We start from the raw sequence: 26,245 nt of genomic DNA, 5'->3' as shown, positions 1-26,245 counted from the left end.
ACCCGCGCATCGGAGGTCCGACGAGCGGCGGCAATCGGATGTGTCGAAAAGCGAGCTCTGGTGCCGCGGCCGGTGTCCGGTTCCGCTGCGTCTCGCGGCGCGCGGATGATAGGAGCCGGAGATGACGGATCTGTTGCGTCGCGATGAAGAATCGATGTCCACCGGGACCGGATCGACGGTCGACGCCGTGAAGCATCGGCGGGCATCATGTCCCCCGGGGGCGAATCGATGCAGGCGGATGAATGATCGTTGAGGCATCAGGGGCGGCATGGCGGTGATGGAGACGGAAGCCCGCCGACGATCGCCGCTCCTCGCGGCACTGGTGCAATGGAACCGTGCCACCATTCCCTGGCCGGTGGCGTTGCGCAACGCGCTGGCCGTGGCATTGCCGGTGATCCTCGGCGTGCTGTTCGGCCAGACCGATGTCGGCCTCGCCGTCGCCGGCGGCGCTCTCAACGTCGTCACCTCGGACGCGCCGGGGCCGCATGCGCTGCGCTTGCGCCGCATGCTGCTGATCTCGCTCGGCGCCGGGCTCGCCGCGCTGGCCGGCTTCTCGCTCGGCACGCAATGGCTGCCCTTCCTGCCGGTGCTCGCGGCATCGGCCTTCCTCCTCGCCATGCTGGTGGCGCTCGGCCCGGTGGCGACGCAGGGCGGCACCGCGATCCTGATCGTGCTGGTGGTGACCGCCGGCACCGCCGGCCACGGATTCGATCCCTGGGCAGCTTCCGGCCTGTTCCTCGCCGGCGGCCTGCTGGCGACGCTGCTTTCCGTCGCCGCCTGGCCGCTCAGGATTTATCAGCCGGAGCGCGATGCGCTGGCCTCGGTCTACCGCATGCTGTCGGAGATCGCGCGCGCGATGCCGGAGGATACCGAATTCATGCCGCTGGCCGATTCCCTGGGCGAGGCGCAGCAGTTGCTGGCCCGCAGCGGCGTCGCCCGGATCCGCGGGGTGGAGGCGTTTCGGGTGCTGCTCGGCCTGGCCGAGCGCATCCGGCTCGAGCTGCTGGCCCTGTCCGATCTGCGCGGACAGGTCGACGACCCGGTGCTGCCCGCGGTGATGCGCCAGGCGGCGGTGGTGCTGCGCGGCCTCGGCATGGCGCTGCGCCAAGGCCGGCCGATGGAAGGCGGGGCGGCGCTGAAGGGCTTCGAGGCGGCGCTGGCCGGGCTGCGCGACGCCCGTCACGCGACGCATGATCCGCTCCTGCGGTCGCGCCTGCACCTGGCGGAGGCGCGGGCGATCGGCTTGGCCGGCGCCCTGCGCGCCGCGATCCGCAACACCGCCGAGGCCGGCGCCCGTGGCGACCGGCGAGCGGCCGAGCGCGACGCCCTGCAGCCTCCGGCACTGCGCCCCGGCGCGCCGCTGGCGACGCTGCGCGCCAACCTGTCGCTGTCCTCGGCCGCCGGCCGCCATGCGCTGCGCTGCACGGCCTGCGTGGTGGCGGCGGAGGCGCTGGGCCGTGCCGTCGGCCTGCCGCAGTACTACTGGATCGCCATGACGGTGGTGATCGTGCTGAAGCCGGATTTCGGCGGCACCGTCAGCTTCGGCCTGCTGCGCATGTTCGGCACCCTGGCCGGCCTGCTGGTGGCCTCGGCGGTGGTCTATCTCGTGTTCGACCATCCGCTGGCCCAGGCGCTCTTGATCGCACCGCTCTATTTCGGCTTCCGCTACCTGGCGCCGGTGCATTACGGCCTGGCGGTGTCGCTGCTGACCGCCGTGGTCGTGCTGCTGCTCGGCCTGGCCGGGCAGCCTGCCGGCCACACCCTGCTGGACCGTGGTGTCGCCACCGTACTGGGCAGCCTGCTGGCGCTGGCCGCCTATCTCCTGTGGCCGACCTGGGAGCGGGGGCGGGAGCGGCCGGTGATCGCCGCCATGCTCGACGCCTACGCCGCCTATCTGAAGGCGCTCCTGGACGCCGACCCGAAGGCCCAGGCCGATGCCCGCGCTGCCGCCCGTGCCGCCCGGGTGAATGCCCAGGCCTCGGTCGAGCGGCTGCGGATCGAGCCGGCCGATCCCGGCCAGCCGGCGCGGGCCGAGGCGATCTTCGCCAACGCCAACCGCATCCTGCGCGCCGGCATGGCGCTGGAGAGCGCGTTGCACGACCACGGCGGGGCAGCGCTGGCGAAGCATGCTGCGATCGGGTCTTTCGGCCATGCCGTCGCCGCGGCGCTGGGCGAGCTCGCCGCCGCGTTGCGCGACCACCGGCCGCCGGCCGTCACGCCCGACCTGCCGGCCCGGCATCGGGCGCTGGCCGAGCTGCTCGACCCCGCCGGCCAGCCGGAGGCGGATCGGCCGGTGATCATGGCTTTCCTGGAGGCTACCGACCGTATGGTCGATGCCGTCGAGATGCTGACCGGGGTGATCGGGGCCGGGGCCGCCGCGCCATCGCAACAGGAGCGGCGGGCTGTGGCGTAGGATGCCCGATCTCGGCGACACTGGCAGGCTGGCAATCGGCCGCCGGTTCGACGAGGGGAAACGCCATGCCGGTCAAAGGAAGCTGCCATTGCGGCGCGACGCAGTTCGAGGTGCCGACCGCGCCGGAGAGCGTCACCCGCTGCACCTGCTCCTTCTGCGCCAAGCGCGGCGCACTTTGGGCCTACTACCCGGCCGCCCAATTCAGGCTGCTGACGGCACGCGACCGGGTGTCGACCTATCAGTGGCGCAGCTACACCATCCAGCATCACCACTGCGCGATCTGCGGCTGCGGCACCTACACGGAGACGCCGGACTTCAGCACCGGCCAGCCGGATTTCAGCAATCCCAAGATCAGCATCAACGCCCGGCTGCTCGATGACTTCGACCTGGACGCGGTGCCGGTCCAGGTGATCGACGGCAAGAACCTCTGGTAGCCGCGACGGTCAGGCTGCGTCACGCCGCATCGCCGCGGTCTCGACCACCGCGGCGATGGCGTCGAGGAGGACGGTGTCGTCACCGGCCATGCCTTCCATCGACGCCATGCGGGCGATCACCGTGGCGGCGACCGTCTCCTCCACCGTGCCCTCGGCATAGGCATAGTAGATCACGGCGCGCTCGCCGTCGCGATGGCAGCGCCCCTCGATCTGCTGCAGCTGGATGGCGCTGTGGCGCATGTCGTGCACCACCAGCGATCGGTCGCGCTCGCCGCCCGGCAGCTCGCCGCGATGCAGCGAGATCGACTCCGTCACCGTGAACAGCACGGCGTCCAGCCGGCCGGTCTGGAAGGCGATCCGGACATCCTCGTTGGCATCGCCCGACTGCGTGCCGTTGATCTCGCCGACCGACCAGCCGCGGCCGCGCAGCGTCTCGGCCAGCATGGCGCTGGTCTCCAGGAAGGCGACGGAGACGGCGACCTGCTGTCCGTTGGCCAGCAGGTCCTCGCAGAAATCGGCGGTGCCAGCGATGCGCAGCAGGCTGGCCTTCTGGCGGAAGCGCAGATCGGCGGCCCAGCCGGTGGCGCGGCGGGTGCTGCCGCCGGCCAGGCCGAGCTCGCGCCGGAACTCGCGCCAGGTCGCCTCGTAGAGCCGCCGGGCCGGGACATCCAGAGCGGTCGGCGCCAGCTCGCGCTGCACCTCCGGCCAGCCGGCGATATCCTCCGGCCGGCGGCGCAGCCCGATCGCCCTGGGGCCCCTGTACAGGAGGTCGGCCATCACCCGGCGGTCCTCCGGGTTCGGGTCCCAGCTCCAATTCTTCCAGCGGCCCTTGGCCCGGCCGATGCGCAGCCGCTTCATCAGGGTGCGGAAGCCGTCGAGGTCGCCGGTGCCGCCGCCCGCGGCCTCGGCCATCAGCCGGCCGAGATAGGACAGCTCGTGCGGCGCCTGGCCGGCGGTCGCGCTCATATAGATCGTGAACACGGAGGCCGCGGCCATCTGCCGGCAGACGAGGCCCTGCTGCGAGTTCGGGTTGCGGATGCGGTGCGCCTCGTCGATCACCACGATCGGCCAGGTCCGCTTCGGCGTGCCGTGCTTCGCCAGCTCGTTGTTCTTGGCCCGCGTCGACCGCTTGGTGCTGACCAGCGGCGGCGCCAGCAGCGACTTGGTCTTCTCGAAGTTGATCAGCGTCACCCGCTTCGCCGCGGTGCCGGAGCGGGCGATGGTCCGGCGCCATTGCGGCACGGCGCCCTTCGGGCAGACCACCAGCACCTCGTCCTCCGGCATCGCCGCGACCGCGAGCCAGGCGGACAGGGTCTTGCCCAGCCCGGTCAGGTCGCCCAGGAGGAAGCCCGGCCGGCCCTGGGCGCGTGCGGCCAGGATGGCGTCGCGCGCCTCGAGCTGATGCGGCCGCGGCACGAAGTCGGGGCCGTCATCGGCAAGGCGGATCTTGGCGGCCGGATCGATGATCTCCATTGCCGCTTTCCTGGCCCGATCCGGGACGAAGCGCAATGCCCGATTCGGCCCCGGGGTGCGATGCGCGCACCCCGGGGCAGGTTTCAGGCCAGCTTGATGCCCAGCACATTCGCGCCGGTATAGATCCCCAGCAGCACGATCGCGATGCTGCTGACCACCAGCAGCGCGTTGAACGCCGCCCCGCCATAGAGGTCGGGATCGGTTTCGGAGCGCCGCAGGTACCAGACCGCCACCACCGCCGCGAGCAGGAAGATGCCGGTCGCCACGCCGCCGATCTGGATCATCAGCACCGGCGACTGCACGGTCATGTAGGCCAGCCCCCAGATGATCGGCAGCGCTACGGTGAAGATGCGGATCCAGCGCGTCCGCTGCCGCGTGTCGTGCCAGTCCACCGCGCCGATGACGGCGAGCAGGTTGACATACATCCGCGACCAGCTCGGGATCGAGGCCCACAGGGTCGAGCCCAGCACCGCGATCGCGCCGATCAGGAACAGGAACCCAGCCCATTCGCCGAGCGTGTCGGTGTACATGCGCGATACCGTGGTGATCATCTCGTTGCCGGCCGGCACCAGCCCCTGCGGGTTCAGCACCGCGGCGCCCATGATGTAGAAGGCGATGGTCGAGAAGGTGTAGATGCACCAGGACAGGAAGGCGTCCTTGTACATCACGCTGATCCAGCCCCGGGCGCGGCGCTTCCAGGCCTCGCTGCCGTCATTGGGGCCGACCGACCGGGCATAGCCCTTCTCGACGCACCAATAGGTGTAGAAGGTCAGCTCGTCGGCGCCGACGCCGGTGATGCCGAACATGGCGATCGCGGCGCCCACGGCCCCGGCCGGGATGGTCAGGGCCAGCCCGGTCGCCAGATCGCCGGCGGCATAGGGATAGGGCGTGAAGGGCAGGCCGAGCGCGATCACCACCGTGACGAAGGAGAAGACCACGACCAGCAGCACCGCGCCGCGCTCGATCAGGTTGTAGTTGTTGGAATAGAGCAGGGCGATCGAGACGCAGACCAGCAGCGCCGTCCAGATCCCGAGCGACGTGGCGCCGAGCGGGTCGCCGCCCAGCGGCAGCAGGATCGAGAAGGCCAGCGCGGTACCGCCCAGGACGCCGCCGACCTGCAGGATCTTCGACAGCGCCATGACGACCCACAGTAGGTTGACCCAGCCGATGCGCCCGACCGCCGGCGGCACCTTGTTGTAGCCGGTCAGGGCCGGCTGGCCGGTGGAGATGGTCCAGCGCGCCAGCTCGACCTGCACGGCCACTTTCACGAAGGTCGAGAAGATCACCATCCAGAGCAGGGCGAAGCCGACTTGTGCGCCGAGGGTGGTGGTGGCGACGAGCTCCCCCGACCCGACGATCGAGGCCGAGAGGATCAGACCGGGCCCGAGGTGCTTCAGGCTGGCACCCCAGCCCACCGGCGGCTCCCGTATGCCGTCGGGCGTGAGGTGATAGGGATCGTCGAATGTCGCGGTTTGCCGTTCGGCAATGTCGGTCATGGCCGTTTCCCCTTCGCTGCTCCGTGCATCCGCCCGGTCGGCGCCTGGCTTGCTGATGCGTTCGGTTCCCAAAGGGTATCGTCCGACATTTCGAGGCAACAGACGAGCCCAAACCGCACTCTCGACCCGTGGCCCGACTCAAGGACGCGCCCATGGCCGGATGGCCCCGGAGCTCCCATATCTTTTCGAAGGGAGCTCGGAAGCGTGAGCGTGTCGCGTGCGGCCCTGTTTGCGGCGGTTCTCGTCGCCGGTGTGATCGCCGCCTCCAGCCCCGCGGCCGCGGAGGATGGCGCGGCCGGGTCTGTGCCGTCCGGACCCGCGCTGGTGATCACGATCGATGGGCCGATCGGCCCGGCCACGGCACGTCACCTGCACGATGCCGTGGCGGAAGCGGCGGAGCGGCAGGCCGGGGTCGTCGTCCTGCGCCTCGACACGCCCGGCGGCCTCGCCACCAGCATGCGCGAGATCATCGCCGAGGTGCTGGCCTCACCGGTGCCGGTCGCCGGCTTCGTCGCGCCGTCGGGCGCCCATGCCGCCAGCGCCGGCACCTACATCCTCTATGCCACGCATGTGGCGGCGATGGCGCCGGGCACCAATCTCGGCGCCGCCACGCCGGTGCAGATCGGCGGCGCGCCGCCCGGGCTGCCGGGGGCGCCCGGCCCGGGCGACGAGGACAAGGGCGGAGCCGGCGACGCGATGATGGCGAAGGTGACGAATGACGCCGTCGCCTTCATCCGCAGCCTGGCGGAGCTGCGCGGCCGCAATGCCGAATGGGCGGAGAAGGCGGTCCGCGAGGCGGCCAGCCTGTCGGCCAATGCCGCGCTCGCGGCCGGGGTGATCGACCTCGTCGCCCGCGATCCGGCCGATCTCCTGGAGCGGATCGACGGCCGCAGCGTCACCATGTCCGACGGAAGCCATAGGCGCCTCGAGACCAAAAACCTCGCGATCGAGACGATCGAGCCCGGCTGGCTGATCCGGCTGCTGTCCGTCATCACCGACCCCAATGTCGCGATCATCCTGATGCTGATCGGCGTCTACGGCCTGATCTTCGAATTCAGCAGCCCCGGCGCCGTCGCCCCGGGCGTCATCGGCGCGCTCTGCCTGGTGCTCGGCTTCTACGCCCTCGACATGCTGCCGATCGACTACACCGGCCTGGCGCTGATGCTGCTCGGCATCGCCTTCCTGGTGGTCGAGGCCTTCAACCCCACCGTCGTCCTCGGCCTGGGCGGCGTCGTCTCTTTCCTGCTCGGCGCCGCCATGCTGCTGCGGATCCAGGGACCTGGGTACCAGCTCTCCTGGCCGGTCATCGGCATCGCCATCGCGATGATGGCCGGGCTGGTTTTCACGGTCGGCCGCCATCTCTGGCTGGTCCGGCGGCGTCCGGCCAGGGTCGGCGCCCAGGCGATGCAGAGATTGCCGGCGCGGATCATCGACTGGAAGGGTGACACGGGTCATGTGTTCGCCCGCGGTGAACGCTGGCAGGCCCGCGGCGAAGCCGGCTTCGGTCCGGGCGAGACGGTGGAGGTCACAGGCGTCCGCGGGCTGACGCTCCTGGTCCGGCGCCGGGCCGAACCTCGGGATGGAGAGCGACGATGACCATCCTCGACAATGTGGCCTACGTCCTGCTGGCGGTTCTGGTGGTGGTCTTCATCGCCGCAGCGATCCGGATCCTGCGCGAATATCAGCGCGGCGTGGTCTTCACCCTCGGCCGCTTCACCGGGGTGAAGGGACCGGGGCTGGTCCTGCTCATCCCGGTCGTACAGCAGATGGTGCGGGTCGACCTGCGGGTGGTTGTCCAGGACGTGCCGACCCAGGACGTGATCTCGCGCGACAACGTCTCGGTCAAGGTCAACGCCGTGCTCTATTTCCGCATCGTCGACCCGGAGCGGGCGATCATCGCGGTCGAGGACTTCATGTCGGCGACCAGCCAGCTGGCGCAGACCACGCTGCGCTCGGTACTGGGCAAGCACGATCTCGACGAGATGCTGGCCGAACGCGACCGGCTCAACGCCGACATCCAGGAGATCCTAGACCAGCAGACCGATGCCTGGGGCATCAAGGTCACCAATGTCGAGATCAAGCATGTCGACCTCAACGACAGCATGATCCGGGCGATCGCCAAGCAGGCGGAGGCGGAGCGGCTGCGCCGGGCCAAGGTGATCAACGCCGAGGGTGAGCAGCAGGCCGCCGAGAAGCTGGTCGAGGCCGGACGGGCCCTGGCCCGCGAGCCGCAGGCGATGCAGCTGCGCTACTTCGCGGCGCTGCACGACATCGCCGGCGAACGCTCCTCGACCGTGGTCTTCCCGCTGCCGATGGACCTGCTCGGCCACTTCAACCGCCGGCCGGATGGGGAGGACGAGCGCGGCTAACCCGCCCGCAGGTATTTCGCGCTGCTGTCGTGCTCGAACAGGTACAGCAGGGTGCGCAGCGCCTGGCCACGCGGGCCCTCCAGCTCCGGGTCCTTGTTCAGGATCAGCGCGACGTCGTCGCGCGCCGCGGCCAGCAGGTCGCCTTGTGAGTCGATATCGGCGACGCGGAACTCGGGCAGGCCGCTCTGCCGCGTGCCCAGCACCTCGCCGGCGCCGCGCAGGCGCAGATCCTCCTCGGCGATGCGGAATCCGTCCTCGGTCTCGCGGATCGTCGCCAGGCGCTGCCGCGCCGTCTCCGACAGCGGCGGCGAATAGAGCAGGATGCAGCGCGACGCCGCGTCGCCGCGCCCGACCCGGCCGCGCAGCTGATGCAGCTGGGCCAGGCCGAAGCGTTCGGCATGCTCGATCACCATCACCGTCGCCGCAGGCACGTTGACGCCGACCTCGATCACCGTGGTCGCGACCAGCAGGTCGATGCCGCCCTCGGCGAAGCCGGCCATCACCGCATCCTTCTCCGCCGCCTTCATCTTGCCGTGCACGAGGCCGACCTTCTCGCCGAACATGCGGCGCAGGTCGTCGAAGCGGTCGGTGGCGGCAGCCAGGTCGCTCGTCTCCGATTCCTCGACCAGCGGGCACACCCAATAGGCCTTGCCGCCGCCTGCGAGATGCCGGCCGATGCCGGCCACCACCTCGTCGATCCGCTCAGCCGAGACGGCGCGGGTGTCGACCGGCGTACGCCCCGGCGGCTTTTCGGTCAGCTTCGACACCTCCATGTCGCCATAAGCGGTCAGCTGCAGCGTGCGCGGGATCGGCGTCGCCGTCATCACCAGCACGTCGACGCCCTGGCCCTTGGCCGAGAGCTGCAGACGCTGATGCACGCCGAAGCGGTGCTGCTCGTCGATCACCGCCACGGCCAGGTCGGCGAATTCGACGCTCTCCTGGAACAGCGCGTGGGTGCCGACGGCGATGCGGATCGACCCGTCCGCCAGGCCGGCCAGCGTCTCCTTCCTTGCCTTGCCCTTGTCGCGGCCGGTCAGCAGGCCGGGGTCCAGTCCGACCGGCTGCAGCAGCGCCGCCAGGGTCTCGCGATGCTGCCGCGCCAGGATCTCGGTCGGGGCCAGCAGCGCCGCCTGGCGGCCATCCTCCACCGCCGCCAGCATGGCCATCAGGGCGACCACGGTCTTGCCGCTGCCCACATCGCCCTGCAGCAGCCGCAGCATCCGGGTCGGCGCCGCCATGTCGGCATAGATCTCGGCCAGGGCCAGGCGCTGGGCGTTGGTCAGGGCGAAGGGCAGGGCGGCCTCGACCTGGGTCCGAAGCGACCCGTCGCCGGTGGTCGGCCGGCCGGGGCGCTGGCGGGTGGAGCGGCGGAACAGCGCCAGAGCCAGCTGGTTGGCCAGCAGCTCGTCATAGGCCAGGCGCTGCCGGGCCGGAGCGACGGGCAGCAGGTCGGCCGCATCCTCCGGCGCATGGGCGCGGCGCAGCGACTCCCGCCAGCCGGCCCAGCCGCGGCGCTGCAGCCAGGCGGCGTCCTGCCATTCCGGCAGGTCCGGTGCCCGGGCGACCGCATCGGCGATCACCTTGGCCAAAGTGCGCGGCTGCAGCCCGGCGGTCAGCGGATAGATCGGCTCGATCACCGCGATCGCCTCGCGCTCCTCGAGCGTGCCGACGCGGTCGGGATGCGGCATCTGCAGGCTGCCCTGGAACTGCTCGATCCGGCCGGAGACGATGCGGGTCTGGCCGACCGGGAAGGTCGTCGCCAGCCAGTCGGGCCGGGCGTGGAAGAAGACGAGGTCGATCGTTCCGGTTGGATCCGAGGCCCGAACCCGGTGCGGTGCGCGGGCGGAGGAGCCGCGGATATGGCCGTCGATCCTGAGGGTCAGGGTGACGATGCTGCCGGCCTGGGCCTCGCGCAGCGTCACCTGTCGGCGCCGGTCGACCACCCCGCTGGGCAGGTGCCACAGCAGGTCCAGCGCCTTCGGCCCGGCCAGCCTTTCGACCAGTCGGGCGGTCTTCGGGCCGATGCCGTGCAGGGATTCGATGGCAGCAAAGAGCGGGAAGAGGATTTGCGGACGCAAGGCTCGGGTCTATATGGGGGCTCACGTGGACACGCACCTTAAGCCAATGACCGAGCCGTTCGATAGCGATGCCGCTGCACCGCTGCGCCGTCGCCTGCGCTTCCGCAGCTGGCATCGCGGCACCCGTGAAGCCGACCTGCTGCTCGGCGGCTTCGCCGATGCCGTGCTGGACCGACTCGACACGGACCAGCTGGCCCGTTACGGCGAGCTGCTGGAGAACAACGATCCCGATCTGTGGGACTGGGTGACGGAGCGGGCATCAGTGCCGCCCGAGGCCGACAGCGACGTCATGCGGCTGCTGATCGACTATGCCCGGGCGCGGGGTCGCGGATGAGCGCCCTGGCCGAACCCGTCGCCGCCCGAACCGCCGCGCAGCACCGCGCCATCGGCGGCGTGCCGCACGGCCAGGATGCGCGCCTGATCGCCGAGCTGGCGCGCAAGGCAGGCGACAAGGGCCTGCTGCACGTGGCCAGCGACGACGCGCGGCTGCCGGCGCTGGAGGCGGCGCTGGCCTTCTTCGCGCCCGACCTGCCGGTCGTAGTCCTGCCGCCCTGGGACTGTCTGCCCTATGACCGCGTCTCGCCGAATCCGGAGACGGTGGCGGAGCGCGTCGATGCGCTGACGCGCCTGCTGGCGCCGCGGGAACCCGGCCGGCCCTTCGTGGTGCTGACCACGATCGGCGCCGCGATGCAGCGGGTGCCGCCGCGCGACGCCTTCGCCGAGGCCAGCCTGTCGGTGGCCCCGGGCCAGCGCGTCGACCTCGACGCACTGCAGGGATTCCTCGCGCGCAACGGCTATGTCCGGGCGCAGACGGTGCGCGAGCCGGGCGAATTCGCCATCCGCGGCGGCATCGTCGACCTGTTCCCGCCGGGGACGGAGGAGCCGCTGCGGCTCGACCTGTTCGGTGACGAGCTGGAGAAGATCCGCCGCTTCGACCCGATGTCACAGCGGACCACCGGCGAGGTCGAGCGGATCACGCTGAAGCCGATGGGTGAGGTGTTCCTCGATCCTGCCTCGATCGCCCGGTTCCGCAGCGGCTATCGCGAGCTGTTCGGCGCCATCAATGACGACGACCCGCTGTACGAGGCCGTGTCCGCCGGCCGCAAGCAGGCCGGGATGGAGCACTGGCTGCCACTGTTCCACGACCATCTCGACACGGTCTTCGACTACCTGCCCGACGCTTCGGTCACGCTCGACCACCAGCTCGAGCAGGCACGCGACCAGCGCCTGGCTCAGATCGCCGATTTCTATGAGGCGCGGCAGACCCATCAGGCGGCGCAGAAGAAGGCCAAGACGCCGCCCTACCGCCCGATCCCGCCCGAGCGCCTCTATCTCGACGCCACGGAGTGGGATGCCTGCCTGGCGGGCCGGCCGGTGGCCGACTTCTCGCCCTTCGCCCCGCCGGAAGGCGGCACGGACGCCGGCGGCCGCCGCGGCCACGACTTCGCCGAGGCCCGCGGCAATCCGGAGGTCAATCTCTATGCCGCGGTGCGCCAGCACATCGGCGAATTGAAGGCGGCCGGCAAGCGGGTGCTGATCGCCGGCTACACCCCCGGCGCCCGAGACCGGCTGCGCTCGATGCTGTCGGAGCAGGGCAAGGCTGATTTCGCCGTGGCCGAGAGCTGGGCCGGGGTGGAGAAGATCAATCCGGCCAGCGCGGTCATGGTGGTGCTGCCGCTGGAGCACGGCTTCGCCGCGCCCGATCTCGCAGTCATCACCGAGCAGGACATCCTCGGCGACCGGCTGACCCGGCCGCAGAAGAAGCGCCGCAAGTCCGAGCAGTTCATCGCCGAGGTCTCGGCCCTGGCGGCGGGCGACATCGTGGTCCACCAGGACCACGGCATCGGCCGCTACGAGGGGCTGGAGACGCTGACCGTCGGCGGCGCGGCGCATGACTGCCTGCGCATCGTCTATGACGGCGGCGACAAGCTGTTCGTCCCGGTCGAGAACATCGAGGTGCTGTCGCGTTACGGCTCCGCCGACATGGCGGTGCAGCTCGACAAGCTGGGCGGTGCCGGCTGGCAGGCGCGCAAGGCCCGGGTCAAGAAGCGGCTGAAGGACATGGCGGAGGAGCTGATGCGCATCGCCGCCGCCCGCGCCCTGCGCACCACGGCCGCGCTGCCGCCGCCCGAAGGGCTGTACGAGGAGTTCGCCGCCCGCTTCCCCTATGCCGAGACCGAGGACCAGCAGCGCGCCATCGACGAGGTGCTGGACGACCTGCAGGCGGGCCGGCCGATGGACCGGCTGGTCTGCGGCGATGTCGGCTTCGGCAAGACCGAGGTGGCGCTGCGCGCCGCCTTCGCCGCCGCCGCCAACGGCGTGCAGGTGGCGGTGGTGGTGCCGACCACGCTGCTGGCCCGGCAGCATTTCCGCACCTTCTCCGAGCGCTTCAAAGGCCTGCCGCTGCGCGTCGCGCAGCTGTCGCGCATGGTCACGCCGAAGGACGCGAAGCTGGTGCGGGACGAGCTCGCGGCCGGCACCATGGACATCGTCGTCGGCACCCACGCTATCCTGTCGAAGCAGGTGTCGTTCAAGAATCTCGGCCTCGTCATCGTCGACGAGGAGCAGCATTTCGGCGTCAAGCAGAAGGAGAAGCTGAAGGCGCTGCGCGAGGACGTGCACGTGCTGACCCTGACCGCGACGCCGATCCCGCGCACGCTGCAGATGTCGCTGTCGGGCGTGCGCGAGCTGTCGCTGATCACCACCCCGCCGATCGACCGGCTGGCGGTGCGCACCTTCGTCCTGCCCTTCGACCCGGTGATCATCCGCGAGGCCGTGCTGCGCGAACATTTCCGCGGCGGCCAGACCTACTATGTCTGCCCGCGGATCGAGGATCTGGGCGAGGTGCACCAGACCTTGCTGGAGCTGGTGCCCGAGGTGAAGATCGCCGTCGCCCACGGCCAGATGCCGGCGAGCCAGCTCGAGGAGGTGATGAGCGCCTTCTACGACGGCCAGTTCGACGTGCTGCTGGCCACGGCGATCGTCGAATCCGGCCTCGACGTGCCCTCCGCCAACACCATGGTGATCCACCGTGCCGACCTGTTCGGCCTGGCCCAGCTGTACCAGCTGCGCGGCCGCATCGGCCGGTCGAAGCTGCGTGGCTACGCCTATCTCACCTACGCGCCGCGCAAGCCGCTGAGCAAGACGGCGCAGCAGCGGCTGCACGTGATCGAGACGCTGGACACGCTGGGGGCCGGCTTCACCCTGGCCAGCCACGACATGGACATCCGCGGCGCCGGCAACCTCTTGGGCGAGGAGCAGTCGGGACACATCCGCGAGGTCGGGGCCGAGCTGTACCAGCAGATGCTGGAGGAGGCGGTGCGTGCCGCCCGCGCTGGCGTCAGCACGGTTGACGAAGTGGCCGAGAGCTGGACGCCGCAGATCAATCTCGGCGTGCCGGTGCTGATCCCGGAGACCTATGTCGCCGATCTGCAGGTCCGGCTCGACCTCTATCGCCGGATCTCGGCGCTGGAAGGGCAGGCGGAGCTGGACGGCTTCGCCGCCGAGCTGATCGACCGCTTCGGCGCCCTGCCGGAGGAGGTCGAGAATCTGCTGGAGCTGGTGGCGATCAAGCGCCTCTGCCGCGCCGCCGGAGTGGAGCGGCTGGATGCCGGGCCGAAGGGCGCGGTGATCGGCTTCCGCGACAACCAGTTCGCCCGTCCGGACAAGCTGATCGGCTTCATCCAGCGCATGGCCGGGGCGATCAAGGTCCGGCCCGATCAGAAGTTGGTCTACACCCGCGGCTGGGAGACACCGCAGGACCGCGTCAGCGGCGCCCGCAAGCTGGTGCAGCGCCTGGCGGATTTGGCGGGGTAGAGCCTAAGCCCGCTCCGACAGCGGGGCGGAGACGGCGTGCTCTCGGGCGAGGTCGAGCAGCGGCAGGAAGGCGCTCGGCTCCTGGGCGCCGGAGACGGCGTAGCGGCCGTCGAAGACGAAGCAGGGCACGGCCTGGATGCCGAGTTGCCGGGCCCTGAGGTCAGCCGCTTGGATCTCGGTGATGCCGATCTCGCTGGCCAGAACCCCGGTCACGCGGCGGCGCTCGAAGCCGAGATCCTCCGCGATGTCGACCAGGGTCTCGCGGTCCCCGACGTCCAGGCCGTGGACGAAATAGGCGGCGAACAGAGCATCGACCATGCGGTCGGCCTCACCCAGCTCGCCGGCATGGCGGATCAGCCGGTGTGCCTCGACCGTGTTCGGGGTGCGGCGGATCGCGCTCTGGTTCAGGGGCAGGCCTTCCTTGCCGGCAGCCTCGGCGACTACGGCATTGATCTGCCGCATCCGTTCGCGCCCGCCGAACTTGGCGATCATGTAGCTCTGCCGGTCGACGCCCTGCTTCGGCATCTCCGGATTGAGCTGGAACGGCTGCCAGCGGACTTCAAGCCCCGGCAGCGGCCGGATCGACAGCGCACGCTGCAGCCGGTGCTTGCCGATGTAGCACCAGGGGCAGACCACGTCGAAGAAGATGTCGATCCGCATTCACCCAGTATCCCGCGGCGCGGGGCGTTTGGGAATGGGATCGGCTTCCTGCCCGGTTGCGGCGGCGTCGCGGTCGGCGATCTCCTCGGCCAGGAGGCCGATCGCCAGGGTGTTGCGCTCGGCTTCCTCAGCCTCGAGGGCGGCCTTGGCGCGACGGTCGCGCCGCAGCCTGTCCGCCTTCACGGCCCGCTCGACCCGTTCCGGGTCGCGCCTCCCGCCGCCGCGGTTGCGCCAGTTCGGCATGGCTAAGCTCGGGACCGCTTGGTCTTTGGCTTGGCGGCACCGACCCTGGTCTTCAGGATCTGCCGGGCGGTGCGGTATTCGGTGCGGAAGCGCAGCAGCTGGCCGCAGAGATAGGCGATGCGGCGCTTGAGCTGCTGGTCCGGCGCGGTCTCTCCACCCAGGATCCGGCCGTCGGCGGGGGTGACGAAATCGCGGATCGCGGCCTCGACCCCCTCCGGCGCCAGATTGTGCGCCAGCCGGTTGCGCAGGCGGTTCAGCTTCTCCGCCGCATCCAGCAGACTGTCCAGCATCTCGTTCTTGATCAGGGCGCGGGCGAACTGGGCCTTGGTGAAGAAGTTGAGCTGCAGACCGTCCAGCGCCTCCGGGTTGGGCAGCATCTCCTGCAGCAGGTTGTTGATCTCCTCCTCGATCAGCAGATGGCCCTTGAGGATGATCAGGGTGGTGTCATCCGTCCGCGGGAAGTGGCGGAGGAAGGTGACGATCGAGTCCTGGAGGTCCATGGCAACCGTGCGGCCGGAGGGAAGCGCATCATCCGGGGGGCGGGGACCGCTGGCAAGCGCGACGATGCCGCCGGACCGCCGTGACGTGTCGCCGGCTTCGCAGTCGGGGTCGGTTCCAGGCTAGCGGCAGCGGCCGGCATCCCGGTTAATGCGAGCCGTGGCTCATCAGGAATGCAGCCGGCGATCGAGGGCTCCCATGGCGGATGACGATATCGACCTGAACGCGCTGAACGACGAAGAGCTCGTCGAGCAGATGTGGGACGACCTCTATGACGGCCTCGCCGACGAGATCGTCGAGGGCGTCAACATCCTGCTCGGCCGCGGCTGGGCCCCCTACGACGTGCTGACCAAGGCGCTGGTCGAGGGCATGCGCATCGTCGGCATCGACTTCCGCGACGGCATCCTGTTCGTGCCCGAGGTGCTGCTGGCCGCCAACGCCATGAAGCGCGGCATGGGCGTGCTGCGGCCGCTGCTGGCTGAGACCGGCGCGCCCAAGGTCGGCAAGATGGTGATCGGCACGGTCAAGGGCGACATCCACGATATCGGCAAGAACCTGGTGTCGATGATGATGGAAGGCGCTGGTTTCGAGGTCATCGACCTCGGCATCAACAACCCGGTCGAGAACTACCTGAAGGCGATCGAGGAGCATCAGCCCGACATCGTCGGCATGTCGGCGCTGCTGACGACGACGATGCCCTATATGAAGGTGGTGATCGACACGTTGAAGGAGCAGGGGATCCGCGACGACTACGTGGTGCTCGTCGGCGGCGCACCCCTGAACGAGGAATTCGCACGAGAAATCGGCGCCGACGCCTACTGCCGCGACGCGGCGGTGGCGGTGGAGACGGCCAAGGACTTCATGCGGCGCAAGCACAACCAGGCGAAGAGCGCGACGGCCTGAGGCCCGACCGGCTCGGCGTGGCCGGGGTCGCCCCCGGCCCCGGCCGCACGCTGCTGATCGCCTGTGGGGCGTTGGCGCGCGAGACGCTGGCCGTGATCCGCGCCAACGGCATCGCGGACCGCGTCGCCGTTACCTGCCTGCCCGCCATCCTGCACAACCGGCCGGAACGCATCGCCGACCGGCTGCGACAGCGTATCCGCACCGCCCGGGCTTTGGGCTGGAGCCGGATCCGGATCGCCTATGCCGATTGCGGCACCGGCGGCGCCATCGACCGGGTGCTGGCGGAGGAGGGGGCGGAGCGGATCGGCGGCCCGCACTGCTACGCCTTCTTCGCCGGCGCGGCCGATTTCGACCGGCTGATGGAGGAGGAGCCGGGCAGCTTCTTCCTCACCGACTATCTCGTCCGCCACTTCCAGGCGCTGATCGTCGAGGGCATGGGGCTGGACCACCACCCGGAGCTGCTGCCGATGATCTTCGGTCACTACCGCCGTCTGGTCTATCTGGCCCAGACCGAGGATCCGGCCCTGCAGTCCCGGGCGAGGGCCGCGGCGGAGCGGCTGGGGTTGGCCTATGAGTACCGGTTCACGGGCTATGGCGAATTCGCACAGTTCGTGGCGGCTTCCGCCTGAACGTTCACTGACCGAGAGATCTTATGCCGCAGCTCATCATCGTTTCCTGGCGCGACATCCCGAGCCAGGTGATCGCCAAGGCCGGCCGGCGCGACCAGGCCAAGGTGCTGCTGTCGCAGCGCTTCCAGGACGCCATCGACCGCGCCGCCATGCGCGGCAAGGCGCGTGACGCCGACAGCTATCTCGAGGAATGGAAGAAGTCGGAGCCGGTCGAGTGCGGCGACGACCTGCAGGCCGAGGCCGAGGCGGCGGCGGCGCGGATCGAGGCCGAGTACGACGATGCCCGGCTGCGCGCCCTGGTCGAGTCCGGTGGCGTCGCGCCCTGACGCGCCTGCGGCAGGCGATGCCGCTGCAAGACGATCCCGGCGGGGGCGTTCCTCCTAGCCTCGATCCCAGGAAACCCCAGCATCCGAAGGCGGACAGGGCATGACGGACACAGTGGTGAGCTCGGCGACCAGGGAGATCGCCATCGGTTTCGAGCGGCCCTTCGTCATCATCGGCGAACGGATCAACCCGACCGGCCGCAAGCTGCTGGCCGAGGAGATGAAGAACGGCGACTACAGCCGGGTCCAGTCCGACGCCATCGCCCAGGTCGAGGCCGGGGCCCAGATGCTGGATGTCAATGCCGGCATCCCGCTGGCGGACGAGCCGCGCATCCTGGCCGAATGCATCCAGCTGGTGCAGTCGATCACCGACGTGCCGCTGTCGATCGACAGCTCCATCGTCGCGGCCCTGGAGGCCGGGCTCTCGGTCTACAAGGGCAAGGCCCTGGTCAATTCGGTGACCGGCGAGGAGGAGCGGCTGGAGGCCGTGCTGCCGCTGGTGAAGAAATACGGCGCGGCCGTCGTCGCCATCTCCAACGACGAGACCGGCATCTCCGAGGATCCCGACGTCCGCTTCGCCGTCGCCAAGAAGATCGTCGAGCGGGCGCGCGACCACGGCATCTCCTATGCCGACATCGTGGTCGACCCGCTGGTGATGCCGATCGGCGCCATCAACACCGCCGGCCGCCAGGTCTTCTCGCTGATCCGCCGGCTGCGCGAGGAGCTGAAGGTCAACACCACCTGCGGCGCCTCCAACATCAGCTTCGGCATGCCGAACCGGCACGGGCTGAACGCCGCCTTCCTGACCATGGCGATCGGCGCCGGCATGACCTCGGCGATCACCAACCCGCTGCACGCCGAAAGCCTGCAGGCGGTGCTCGGCGGCGACGTGATGATGGGCCATGATCCGCACTGCGCCCGTTGGATTCGCAAATATCGCGAGCCGGCGGCCGAGGGCGCCGAGGCGGCCGGTGCCCGCGGCGGTCGCGAGGGGCGCCGGCGCCGGGCGATGGCGGCGCAGTGATGTGACGGTGCGGGGTCTCGGCCGGGACGCCGCGAGGGTGACGGTTTGGCGATGAACATGATCGATGCCGGACAGCCCGCCGGCCCAGGAACGCCCAACCACGAGACCGTGGAGACGGCACTGGTCGTCTTCACCCCGTCCGGCCGGCGCGGCCGCTTTCCGCTGGGCACGCCGCTGCTGCAGGCGGCGCGGTCGCTGGGCGTCGATGTCGACAGCGTCTGCGGCGGTCGGTCGATCTGCGGCCGCTGCCAGGTCGAGATCGGCGACGGCCAATTCGCCAAGCACGGCATCGAATCCCGGCCCGCCCATGCCTCGGAGGTCGGGGCGGCGGAGCTGCGCTATGCCGAGAAGCGCGCGCTGAAGCCGGGACGGCGCCTGTCCTGCCAGACCCTGATCCAAGGCGATCTCGTCGTCGACGTGCCGCCCGAGAGCCAGGTGCACAAGCAGGTCGTCCGCAAGGATGCCGAGCACCGCGTCATCGAGGTCGATCCGCCGGTCAAGCTCTACTATGTCGAGGTGCGTGAGCCCGACATGCATGACCCTTCCGGCGACCTGCGTCGGCTGGAGGAGGCGCTGGCCGAGCAGTGGGGCATCACCGGTCTCGACTGCGACCTGCGGGTGGTGCAGCGGCTGCAGAAGGCCCTTCGGGAAGGCGGCTGGACCTGCACCGTGGCGGTCCGCGAGCAGCGGGTGAAGCGCCTTCTCGCCGTCTGGCCCGGCTTCCGCGACAAGATCTACGGCTTGGCCTACGACGTCGGCTCCACCACCATCGCCTGCCATCTCTGCGACATCGAGACCGGCGAGGTCGTCGCCTCCGGCGGCGCCATGAACCCGCAGATCCGCTTCGGGGAGGATCTGATGAGCCGGGTCAGCTACATCATGATGAACCCGGGCGGCGACAAGGCGCTGACCGAGGCGGTGCGCGGCGCGCTGAACGAGCTGGCCGGCCGGGTCACCGCCCAGGCGGGGCTGGAGGTCGAGGACGTGCTGGAGGTGACGCTGGTCGGCAACCCGATCATGCATCACCTGGTGCTGGGCATCGACCCGATCGAGCTGGGCGGCGCGCCCTTCGCCCTGGCGACCGACCAGGCGATCAACATCTGGGCCACCGAGATCGACCTGAAGGTCCATCCCAACGCCCGGGTCTATGCGCTGCCCTGCATCGCCGGCCATGTCGGCGCCGACACCGCGGCCGTGATCCTGTCGGAGGAGCCGCACAAGTCGGACGACCTGCGGCTGATCGTCGATGTCGGCACCAATGCCGAGATCGTGCTGGGCAACAAGGACCGCCTCCTGGCCTGCTCCAGCCCCACCGGACCGGCCTTCGAGGGCGCGCAGATCTCGTCGGGCCAGCGCGCCGCGCCGGGGGCGATCGAGCGGGTGCGGATCGACCGCGACACGCTGGAGCCGCGCTTCCGCGTCATCGGCTGCGAGCTGTGGTCGGACGAGGAGGGCTTCGCCCAGAAGGTGCGGCGAACCGGCGTCACCGGCATCTGCGGCTCCGGCATCATCGAGGTGCTGGCCGAGCTGTTCCTGGCCGGCGTCATCACGCAGGACGGGGTGATCGACGGCAGCATGGCGGCGCGCAGCGACCGTATCGTCGCCGACGGCCGCACCTTCAGCTACGTCCTGCACCGCGATGGCGAGCGCGAGCTGCGGGTCACCCAGAACGACGTCCGCGCCATCCAGCTGGCCAAGGCGGCACTTTATGCCGGCGTGCGCCTGCTGATGGACAAGCTGGGCGTCGACCATGTCGACCGCATCACCCTGGCCGGCGCCTTCGGCAGCCATATCGACGTCAAATACGCGATGGTGCTGGGGCTGATCCCGGATTGCGACCTGACCAAGGTGGTCGCGGGCGGCAACGCCGCGGGCACCGGCGCTCGCATCGCGCTGGTCAATCGCACGGCGCGGGCCGAGATCGAGCAGGTGGTGCGCCGGGTCGAGAAGATCGAGACCGCGGTCGAGCCGATGTTCCAGCAGCACTTCGTCGAGGCGATGGCGCTGCCGCACAAGACCGCCGCCTTTCCGAACCTCGCCGCCGTGGTCGACCTGCCGGCCCCGAAGGTGATCGAGGGCGGCGACGCTGAAGGAGGCCGGCGCCGGCGTCGGCGCGGCTGAGCTGGAGGCGCTACGTGCTCGGCCGGCCGATCCGCGCCAGCAGGACGACCGGCAGGATCCCGACCACGACGATCGCGAGGGCGGCGATCGCCGCCTCCTCATAGGTCCCGCGTGCCGCCTCGCCATAGAGATGCGTCGCCAGCGTCTCGACATTGAGGGGGCGGAGCAGCAGCGTCGCCGGCAGCTCCTTCATGCAGTCGACGAACACCAGAAGGCCGGCCGCCGCGAGCGCGGCCTTGGACAGCGGCAGATGCACGTGCCGGAAGGTCCCGGTCACGGTCTGCCCCAGGCTGCGCGCGGCATGGTCGAAGGATCGCGGGATGCGGCTGAAACCGGCCTCGACCGCGCCGGTGGAGATCGCCAGGAACCGCGCCACGTAGGCGTAGATCAGCGCCGCACCGGACCCGATCAGCAGCAGCCCCGTGGACATGCCGAGCCACGCGGCAGCGGTCCGGTCGATCACCTGGTCGAGGGCGGCGACCGGGACCAGGATGCCGATGGCGATCACCGTGCCCGGCATGGCGTAGCCCACGGTGGCGAGACGCTGCAGCGCCGCCGCCACGCGGCCTGGCCGGGACCGCGCCGTATAGGCGACGATCACACCGAACAGCAGCACCGCGATCGTCGCGACCGCCGACAGGGCCACGGTGTTGAGCGCCTCGGACAGGAGCCGGTCGGAGACCCCGTTGAAGCGGAACCGCTTCCAGGCCTCGACCGCGAGGTAGAGCGCCGGGGCGGCGAAGCCGATCAGGATCGGAACCAGGCCGAGGCCGAAGGCGGCGAGGCCGGGCAGGGGAGCGAGCCGGTGCGGGGTGAAGCTGCGCGTGCGCTGGGCCGCCGTCCAGTAGCGCTGCCGGCGGCGCGCCCAGCGCTCGATCATCACCAGGGCGATCACCAGCACGAGCATGGCGAGCGCGATCTGCGCCGCGCCGGGCAGGTCGGAGCGCGTCACCCAGGTCGTGTAGACCGAGATGGTCAGCGTGCGGACCCCCAGGAACTCGGACGCGCCGACATCGTTCAGTGCCTCCATCAGCGCCAGGCTGACGCCGACCGCGATGGCGGGCCGCGCCAGCGGCAGGGCCACCCGCCGGAACACCTGGCCGCGCCGGGTGCCGAGCGTGCGCGAGGCCTCGACCAGATTGGCCGCCTGGGTCAGGAACATCGCCCGGGTGGTGATGTAGACATAGGGGTACAGCACGAAGCCCAGCAGCACGATGCAGCCGGCCATCGACCGGATGTCGGGCAGGCGGAACTCGCGCGGGCTGGAATAGCCCAGGATCGCCCGGATCGCCCCCTGCACCACGCCGAGCGGGTGGAGAATGTCGAGATAGGCGTAGGCGATGATGTAGGTCGGCACCGCCAGCGGCAGCAGCAGCGCCCATTCGAGCTGCCGGCGGCCCGGGAAGTCGTAGGCCGTGACCAGCCAGGCGGTCGAGGTGCCGATCACGGTGACGAGAATGCCGACGCCGAGCAGGAGCGTCACCGTCTGGCCGAGGGCCGGCGGCAGCACATGGGCGAAGAGATGCGACCAGAGCCCGCCTGACCCCTGCAGCGCCTCCCAGGCCAGGGCGAGGACCGGCATGGCGGCGAGCCCGCCGATGACGGCAGCCGCCGACAGCCAGCGCCGCCCGGGGTGGCGCCGGTCGATGGCTGGGGCGGGGGGCTGGCGCAGGACGATTTGCGATACCATCGGAGTGATCCGGGCGCGGGTTCGCCCGCGCCCGGATCCTGCATCAGCTGTCGAAGCCGACCTTCTCGGCCAGCTCGCTCGCCTGCTTGCGGTGCTTGACGATCTCCGTCAGCGGGATGGAGTCGACCTTCAGCTCGCCGAAGGACGCGATGATCGGATCGGCCTCGGCGCCGGCCTTCACCGGATACTCGAAATTGGCCTGGGCGTAGATCTTCTGGGCCTCGTCGGACACCAGATACTCCAACAGCTTCACCGCCTCGGCCTTGTTCGGCGAGTTCTTGGCGAGCGCAGCGCCGCTGATGTTGACCTGGGTGCCGCCGTCCTTGAAGGTCGGCAGGATCACCTTGATCGCATTGCCCCAGGCGACCTGCTCCTCGCCGCCCTTGCCGGAGCGCATCAGCCCGACATAGTAGGAGTTGGCGATGCCGATGTCGCAGATGCCGCCGAGGATGTCTTTGGCCACGTCGCGGTCGCCGCCCCCGGCCTTGCGGGCCAGGTTGGCCTTGACCCCCGTCAGCCAGGCTTCCGTCTTCTCGACGCCGTAATGCGCGATGTAGTCGGCGAAGAGCGCGGTGTTGTAAGGGTGCTGGCCGGAGCGGATGCAGACCTTGCCCTTCCACTTCGGGTCGGCCAGGTCCTCGTAGTTGAAGGCGGTCAGGTCGAGGTCCTTGTCGGCGTAGAGCACGCGGGCGCGCACCGACAGGGCGACCCAGTGGTTGCCGGGATCGCGCAGGGGGGCGGGCACCGCGGCGGTCAGGTCGCTCGACTCGATCGGCTGGGTGACGCCCTTCTCCACCAGATCGGCCAGGTTGCCGGCATCGACCGCCATCAGCAGGTCGGCGGGCGAGCTGGTCCCTTCCGCCGCGACGCGCTCGGCGAGGCCGTCCTTGAGGAACACGGTGTTCACCTTGACGCCGCTCTTGGCGGTGTAGGCGTCGAGCAGCGGCTGGATCAGCCCCGGCTCCCGCGTCGTGTAGATGTTCACCTCGGCTGCGGCGGCACCGGCGCCGCCGATCACGGCGGCAATGCCGGTCAGGAGCGCGAGCCGGAACATGGAAACGTCCTTCATGATGCGGAACCCCCTTCTATCGCCTGGTCGGACTGGATGCGACCAAGACGCATTAGCTGCATATCAGCTGCAACCAAGACGCATTTGCTCCAGCATATATGAGTTCGCGCCGTCAAGCCGCTAGGTTTCACTCGGCGGCGAACACCATGACGCCGCCCGGATCGACGACGAGGCCGACCGGCTCGCCCGGCTTCAGCTCGATCCGGCCGGTGGTACGCAGGCGCAGGAGGTCGGGAACGCCTTCCATCCGGATCGACAGCTGCTCGATCTCGCCGAGGAACGAGCAACTCACGATGCGCCCCGGCAGGCCCTCGCCCGGCTTCGCCAGGGACAGGGCCTGCGGGCGGATGCAGGCCACGGCCGGGCTGCCTTCGGGCAGGCCCGGTCGGGCCGGGAATGCCCCGAGCGGAGTCTCGACCCGGCCGTCGCGGACGGTGCCGGCGATCCGGTTGAGCGGGCACAGGAACTCGGCGGCGTAGAGCGAATTGGGATGGTCGTATATCTCGTAGCCGGTGCCGACCTGCACGACCCGGCCCTTCTGCATCAGCACGACGCGGTCGCCGGCGGACAGGGCTTCTTCCGGATCATGCGTCACCATGATCGCCGTCGTGCCGAGGGCCCGCAGCGTCGCGATGGTCTCGTCGCGTACCTGCTCGCGCAGCCCGCGGTCGAGGTTGGAGAAGGGCTCGTCCATCAGCAGGATGACGGGCTTTGGGGCCAGGGCCCGCGCCAGGGCCACGCGCTGCTGCTCGCCGCCCGACAGCGTGTGCGGATAACGGCCGGCCAGCGCCTGGATGCCGATGCGGCCGATCACTTCCGTCGCCCGGGCGCGCGCCGCTTCGCGCGGCAGCCGCTTCAGGCCGAAGGCGACGTTCTCCTCGACCGTCAGGTGCGGGAACAGCGCATAGTCCTGAAACATGAAGCCGACGTTGCGGTCCTCGGGTTCGATGAAGCCGCCCGGTCCCGCGATCTCGACGCCGTCCAGCAGGATCCGGCCGCTGTCCGGGGCGTCGACCCCGGCGATGATCCGCAGCAGCGAGGACTTGCCGCAGCCGGACCGGCCGACCAGGCAGACGATCTCCCCGTGCGCGATCGAGAGCGAGACGTCGTCCAGCGCCTGGACGGTCCCGAAGCGTCGGCAGATGCGCTCCAGCGTCAGCATTCCATCCGCACCGTGATCTCACCCCGTGAACAATGGCCCATCCTGCTTAGAGCAGACCCGAAGCCGATCCAACCGCGATCCGCGGATGCGGCCGGTATTGGCGCGGGCGGCTCCGTTTGCTATTGCCACACCTCTGCCGCATTCGTTGTCGCGGCGATGTTGATGTGAGAGCGGTGATGTTTCCCGAACGGCTTACCGAAGGCTATCGCGCCTTTCTCAGCGGCCGGTTCGCCGCCGAGCGCAGCCGCTACGAGATGCTGGCGGAGAAGGGCCAGCGCCCGGAGATCATGATCGTCGGCTGCGTCGATTCGCGGGTGTCGCCGGAGGTCATCTTCGATGCTGCGCCCGGCGAGCTGCTGGTGGTGCGCAACGTCGCCAATATCGTGCCGCGCTACGAGCCGGACCGGGAGTTCCAGCACGGCACCAGCGCGGCGCTGGAATTCGGGGTCCAGGCGCTCCGCGTGAAGCACATCGTGGTGCTGGGCCATGCCCATTGCGGCGGCATCCGCGCCTTCGCCGACGAGCAGGAGCCGCTGTCGCCCGGCGACTTCATCGGCCGCTGGATGTCGCAGATCGCCCCGGCGGCGGAGAGCCTCGGCCCCCGCAGGCCGGAGGACGGCGACGACTATCTGCGCCGGCTGGAATTCGCCTCGGTCGAGCTGAGCCTGCAGAACCTGATGACCTTTCCGTGCGTCGCGACCCTGGTCGAGCGCGGCAAGCTGAAGCTGCACGGTGCCTATTTCGGCGTCGCCTCCGGCCGCCTGCTGGTGCGCAACCCGGAGACCGGCGAGTTCGAGCCGGTGGCGGAGGAGGGGCGCGGCGGGCTGTCGGCGATCCGCTGCCCCTAGGGGGCCATGGCGGCCCGCTGGCTGAGCCAGACGCTGGCGACCACCAGGACGAAGCCGCCCAGTTGCAGCGGCGTCAGGCTCTGGTCCAGCAGCAGCCAGCCCAGCAGCGTCGCGACCAGAGGGCTGAGGAAGCCGAGCGAGGCGGCCGCGCTCGGCTCGATTCGCGCCAGTCCGCGGAACCAAAGAATGTAGGTCAGCGCGGCCCCGATCAGGCCGAGCCAGGCCATGCCGAGCACATTGGCTATGGTCAGGGCAGGCAGGGACGGCTCGAGCCACAGCGCCGCCGGGACCAGCAGGATGCCGCCGGCCGTCAGCTGCCACGCGGTGAAGGTCAGGTTGCCGACGGGCGGCCGCCAGTGGCGTGTCAGCACCGTGCCGCAGGCCATCGAGGCCGCGCCGGCGATGCCGGCCGCGATGCCGATCGGGTCCAGCGCCGCCTTCGGCGTCAGCACCAGAAGCGCGATGCCGATCACGCCGGCGATGCCGGCCGCGACGGCGAGCGGCCGCACCGCCCTGCCGAGCACCAGGCGCGCCAGCGCGATCACGATCAGCGGTTGGATTGCCCCGACCGTGGCCGCGACCCCGCCCGGCAGGCGGTAGGCCGAGACGAACAGCATGGCCCAGAAGAACGAGAAGTTGAGGGCGCCGAGAATGAAGGAGCGGCCCCACCAGATGCCGGTCGGCAAGGTCCGGACGAAGGCGAGCAGCAGCAGCCCGGCGGGCAGGGCGCGCAGCATCGCGACCGTCAGCGGGTAGCCGTGCGGCAGGAACGCGGTGGTGACGTAATAGGTGCTGCCCCAGATGGCCGGCGCGATGGCGGTCGTCAGGATCGCCGCCGCCTGGCCGGCATTCGCTGTCGCGTCCTTCTGGGCAATAGGGATGATGGTCACGGATGTCTCACGCGAATGGGAGGCCCACGGCCTCTCGTCGCCGATAGCGTACTAACTTCACCCGTGCGAGATAATGACTGGAATAGTGGCGACACTCGCTACCAAG

General features: G+C 70.1%; 22 protein-coding genes. 12 read left to right on the top strand and 10 right to left on the bottom strand.

The genetic code is table 11. From position 1 onward, the window contains the following. The first annotated feature begins 277 nt into the window (after positions 1-277). On the top strand, positions 278-2,413 hold the full coding sequence (locus tag G537_RS0111165; protein WP_026870199.1) for an FUSC family protein: 2,136 nt from the start codon (positions 278-280) through the stop codon (positions 2,411-2,413). 65 nt (positions 2,414-2,478) lie between these two features. Beyond that, complete coding sequence (locus G537_RS0111160) at positions 2,479-2,847, top strand: GFA family protein (RefSeq protein ID WP_026870198.1); 369 nt, start codon at positions 2,479-2,481, stop codon at positions 2,845-2,847. Positions 2,848-2,856: 9 nt separating this feature from the next. Here G537_RS0111160 and G537_RS0111155 read toward each other — a convergent pair whose 3' ends face one another. Both G537_RS0111155 and G537_RS0111150 read right to left on the bottom strand, forming a co-directional pair. Continuing rightward, positions 2,857-4,320 (bottom strand): DEAD/DEAH box helicase family protein, encoded by a 1,464-nt coding sequence (locus G537_RS0111155; protein ID WP_051248304.1) that lies wholly within the window; start codon positions 4,318-4,320, stop codon positions 2,857-2,859. Between the two features lie 83 nt (positions 4,321-4,403). Further along, positions 4,404-5,816 carry an Nramp family divalent metal transporter gene (locus G537_RS0111150; protein ID WP_034851406.1) on the bottom strand — a complete coding sequence of 471 codons (1,413 nt, stop codon included), beginning with the start codon at positions 5,814-5,816 and terminating at the stop codon, positions 4,404-4,406. Between the two features lie 204 nt (positions 5,817-6,020). On the opposite strand from G537_RS0111150, the gene G537_RS0111145 reads away from it, so the two are divergent. Together G537_RS0111145 and G537_RS0111140 are read left to right on the top strand one after the other, a co-directional pair. Beyond that, complete coding sequence (locus tag G537_RS0111145) at positions 6,021-7,412, top strand: NfeD family protein (RefSeq protein WP_026870195.1); 1,392 nt, start codon at positions 6,021-6,023, stop codon at positions 7,410-7,412. Beyond that, positions 7,409-8,185 carry a slipin family protein gene (locus G537_RS0111140; protein WP_034851404.1) on the top strand — a complete coding sequence of 259 codons (777 nt, stop codon included), beginning with the start codon at positions 7,409-7,411 and terminating at the stop codon, positions 8,183-8,185. Before G537_RS0111145 ends, G537_RS0111140 begins: the two co-directional genes overlap by 4 nt. Here the strand turns inward: G537_RS0111140 and recG are convergent. Then, positions 8,182-10,263, bottom strand: a complete 2,082-nt coding sequence (recG, locus tag G537_RS0111135) for an ATP-dependent DNA helicase RecG (protein ID WP_026870193.1) — start codon at positions 10,261-10,263, stop codon at positions 8,182-8,184. The genes G537_RS0111140 and recG overlap by 4 nt on opposite strands. Before the next feature lie 46 nt (positions 10,264-10,309). Here recG and G537_RS0111130 point away from each other — a divergent pair, with 46 nt between their 5' ends. Both G537_RS0111130 and mfd read left to right on the top strand, forming a co-directional pair. Next, complete coding sequence (locus tag G537_RS0111130; protein WP_026870192.1) at positions 10,310-10,597, top strand: FAD assembly factor SdhE; 288 nt, start codon at positions 10,310-10,312, stop codon at positions 10,595-10,597. Further along, positions 10,594-14,079, top strand: coding sequence for a transcription-repair coupling factor (gene mfd, locus G537_RS0111125; protein WP_026870191.1), 3,486 nt, complete (start codon positions 10,594-10,596; stop codon positions 14,077-14,079). The genes G537_RS0111130 and mfd overlap by 4 nt, the downstream gene beginning before the upstream one ends. A gap of 3 nt (positions 14,080-14,082) precedes the next feature. Here the strand turns inward: mfd and G537_RS0111120 are convergent, their stop codons facing one another. Genes G537_RS0111120 through G537_RS0111110 form a run of 3 tightly spaced genes read right to left on the bottom strand, consistent with a single transcriptional unit; the run spans position 14,083 to position 15,482 of the window. After that, positions 14,083-14,739, bottom strand: coding sequence for a DsbA family oxidoreductase (locus G537_RS0111120; protein ID WP_026870190.1), 657 nt, complete (start codon positions 14,737-14,739; stop codon positions 14,083-14,085). Continuing rightward, the gene (locus G537_RS0111115) at positions 14,740-14,982 is read right to left on the bottom strand and encodes a hypothetical protein (RefSeq protein ID WP_026870189.1); all 243 of its coding nucleotides are present in this window, start codon (positions 14,980-14,982) and stop codon (positions 14,740-14,742) included. A 2-nt stretch (positions 14,983-14,984) separates the two neighbouring features. After that, positions 14,985-15,482: a hypothetical protein gene (locus G537_RS0111110; RefSeq protein WP_026870188.1), complete on the bottom strand. Its 498-nt coding sequence runs from the start codon at positions 15,480-15,482 to the stop codon at positions 14,985-14,987. A 196-nt stretch (positions 15,483-15,678) separates the two neighbouring features. Here G537_RS0111110 and G537_RS0111105 point away from each other — a divergent pair, with 196 nt between their 5' ends. From G537_RS0111105 to G537_RS0111085, 5 genes are all read left to right on the top strand, one after another. Further along, complete coding sequence (locus G537_RS0111105) at positions 15,679-16,383, top strand: corrinoid protein (RefSeq protein ID WP_026870187.1); 705 nt, start codon at positions 15,679-15,681, stop codon at positions 16,381-16,383. A gap of 17 nt (positions 16,384-16,400) precedes the next feature. Beyond that, positions 16,401-17,012, top strand: a complete 612-nt coding sequence (locus G537_RS0111100; RefSeq protein WP_026870186.1) for a DUF1638 domain-containing protein — start codon at positions 16,401-16,403, stop codon at positions 17,010-17,012. Positions 17,013-17,035: 23 nt separating this feature from the next. Further along, positions 17,036-17,338, top strand: a complete 303-nt coding sequence (locus G537_RS0111095) for a virulence factor (RefSeq protein WP_026870185.1) — start codon at positions 17,036-17,038, stop codon at positions 17,336-17,338. Between the two features lie 100 nt (positions 17,339-17,438). Continuing rightward, on the top strand, positions 17,439-18,359 hold the full coding sequence (locus G537_RS0111090) for a methyltetrahydrofolate cobalamin methyltransferase (RefSeq protein WP_026870184.1): 921 nt from the start codon (positions 17,439-17,441) through the stop codon (positions 18,357-18,359). A 57-nt stretch (positions 18,360-18,416) separates the two neighbouring features. Beyond that, the gene (locus tag G537_RS0111085; RefSeq protein WP_051248348.1) at positions 18,417-20,480 is read left to right on the top strand and encodes an ASKHA domain-containing protein; all 2,064 of its coding nucleotides are present in this window, start codon (positions 18,417-18,419) and stop codon (positions 20,478-20,480) included. 10 nt (positions 20,481-20,490) lie between these two features. Here the strand turns inward: G537_RS0111085 and G537_RS0111080 are convergent, their stop codons facing one another. From G537_RS0111080 to G537_RS0111070, 3 genes are all read right to left on the bottom strand, one after another. Next, complete coding sequence (locus G537_RS0111080) at positions 20,491-22,170, bottom strand: ABC transporter permease (protein ID WP_081688744.1); 1,680 nt, start codon at positions 22,168-22,170, stop codon at positions 20,491-20,493. Between the two features lie 43 nt (positions 22,171-22,213). Next, positions 22,214-23,224: a Fe(3+) ABC transporter substrate-binding protein gene (locus G537_RS0111075; protein ID WP_155888579.1), complete on the bottom strand. Its 1,011-nt coding sequence runs from the start codon at positions 23,222-23,224 to the stop codon at positions 22,214-22,216. Between the two features lie 142 nt (positions 23,225-23,366). Then, positions 23,367-24,401 (bottom strand): ABC transporter ATP-binding protein, encoded by a 1,035-nt coding sequence (locus G537_RS0111070; protein ID WP_026870180.1) that lies wholly within the window; start codon positions 24,399-24,401, stop codon positions 23,367-23,369. 176 nt (positions 24,402-24,577) lie between these two features. Between G537_RS0111070 and G537_RS37440 the strand changes: the two genes are divergently transcribed. After that, complete coding sequence (locus G537_RS37440; protein WP_034851401.1) at positions 24,578-25,249, top strand: carbonic anhydrase; 672 nt, start codon at positions 24,578-24,580, stop codon at positions 25,247-25,249. Here G537_RS37440 and G537_RS0111060 read toward each other — a convergent pair. Continuing rightward, complete coding sequence (locus G537_RS0111060) at positions 25,246-26,139, bottom strand: EamA family transporter (protein WP_425402286.1); 894 nt, start codon at positions 26,137-26,139, stop codon at positions 25,246-25,248. The two genes, G537_RS37440 and G537_RS0111060, sit on opposite strands and share 4 nt — an antisense overlap. Between the last annotated feature and the right edge of the window lie 106 nt (positions 26,140-26,245).

Source organism: Inquilinus limosus DSM 16000 (genome assembly GCF_000423185.1).
GTDB classification, from domain to species: Bacteria; Pseudomonadota; Alphaproteobacteria; order DSM-16000; family Inquilinaceae; genus Inquilinus; species Inquilinus limosus.
This window is presented reverse-complemented; position numbering and strand designations above follow the sequence as displayed.

What these genes read in the sequence shown, in the direction of transcription:
- G537_RS0111165 (WP_026870199.1), top strand. Translation starts at nt 278, where the DNA reads ATGGAGACGGAAGCCCGCCGACGATCGCCGCTCCTCGCGGCACTGGTG.
- G537_RS0111085 (WP_051248348.1), top strand. Translation starts at nt 18,417, where the DNA reads ATGATCGATGCCGGACAGCCCGCCGGCCCAGGAACGCCCAACCACGAG.
- G537_RS0111075 (WP_155888579.1), bottom strand. Translation starts at nt 23,224, where the DNA reads ATGTTCCGGCTCGCGCTCCTGACCGGCATTGCCGCCGTGATCGGCGGC.
- G537_RS0111130 (WP_026870192.1), top strand. Translation starts at nt 10,310, where the DNA reads ATGACCGAGCCGTTCGATAGCGATGCCGCTGCACCGCTGCGCCGTCGC.
- G537_RS0111080 (WP_081688744.1), bottom strand. Translation starts at nt 22,170, where the DNA reads ATGGTATCGCAAATCGTCCTGCGCCAGCCCCCCGCCCCAGCCATCGAC.
- mfd (WP_026870191.1), top strand. Translation starts at nt 10,594, where the DNA reads ATGAGCGCCCTGGCCGAACCCGTCGCCGCCCGAACCGCCGCGCAGCAC.
- G537_RS0111140 (WP_034851404.1), top strand. Translation starts at nt 7,409, where the DNA reads ATGACCATCCTCGACAATGTGGCCTACGTCCTGCTGGCGGTTCTGGTG.
- G537_RS0111070 (WP_026870180.1), bottom strand. Translation starts at nt 24,401, where the DNA reads ATGCTGACGCTGGAGCGCATCTGCCGACGCTTCGGGACCGTCCAGGCG.
- G537_RS0111095 (WP_026870185.1), top strand. Translation starts at nt 17,036, where the DNA reads ATGCCGCAGCTCATCATCGTTTCCTGGCGCGACATCCCGAGCCAGGTG.
- G537_RS0111115 (WP_026870189.1), bottom strand. Translation starts at nt 14,982, where the DNA reads ATGCCGAACTGGCGCAACCGCGGCGGCGGGAGGCGCGACCCGGAACGG.
- G537_RS0111110 (WP_026870188.1), bottom strand. Translation starts at nt 15,482, where the DNA reads ATGGACCTCCAGGACTCGATCGTCACCTTCCTCCGCCACTTCCCGCGG.
- G537_RS37440 (WP_034851401.1), top strand. Translation starts at nt 24,578, where the DNA reads ATGTTTCCCGAACGGCTTACCGAAGGCTATCGCGCCTTTCTCAGCGGC.
- G537_RS0111160 (WP_026870198.1), top strand. Translation starts at nt 2,479, where the DNA reads ATGCCGGTCAAAGGAAGCTGCCATTGCGGCGCGACGCAGTTCGAGGTG.
- G537_RS0111150 (WP_034851406.1), bottom strand. Translation starts at nt 5,816, where the DNA reads ATGACCGACATTGCCGAACGGCAAACCGCGACATTCGACGATCCCTAT.
- G537_RS0111105 (WP_026870187.1), top strand. Translation starts at nt 15,679, where the DNA reads ATGGCGGATGACGATATCGACCTGAACGCGCTGAACGACGAAGAGCTC.
- G537_RS0111120 (WP_026870190.1), bottom strand. Translation starts at nt 14,739, where the DNA reads ATGCGGATCGACATCTTCTTCGACGTGGTCTGCCCCTGGTGCTACATC.
- G537_RS0111155 (WP_051248304.1), bottom strand. Translation starts at nt 4,320, where the DNA reads ATGGAGATCATCGATCCGGCCGCCAAGATCCGCCTTGCCGATGACGGC.
- G537_RS0111090 (WP_026870184.1), top strand. Translation starts at nt 17,439, where the DNA reads ATGACGGACACAGTGGTGAGCTCGGCGACCAGGGAGATCGCCATCGGT.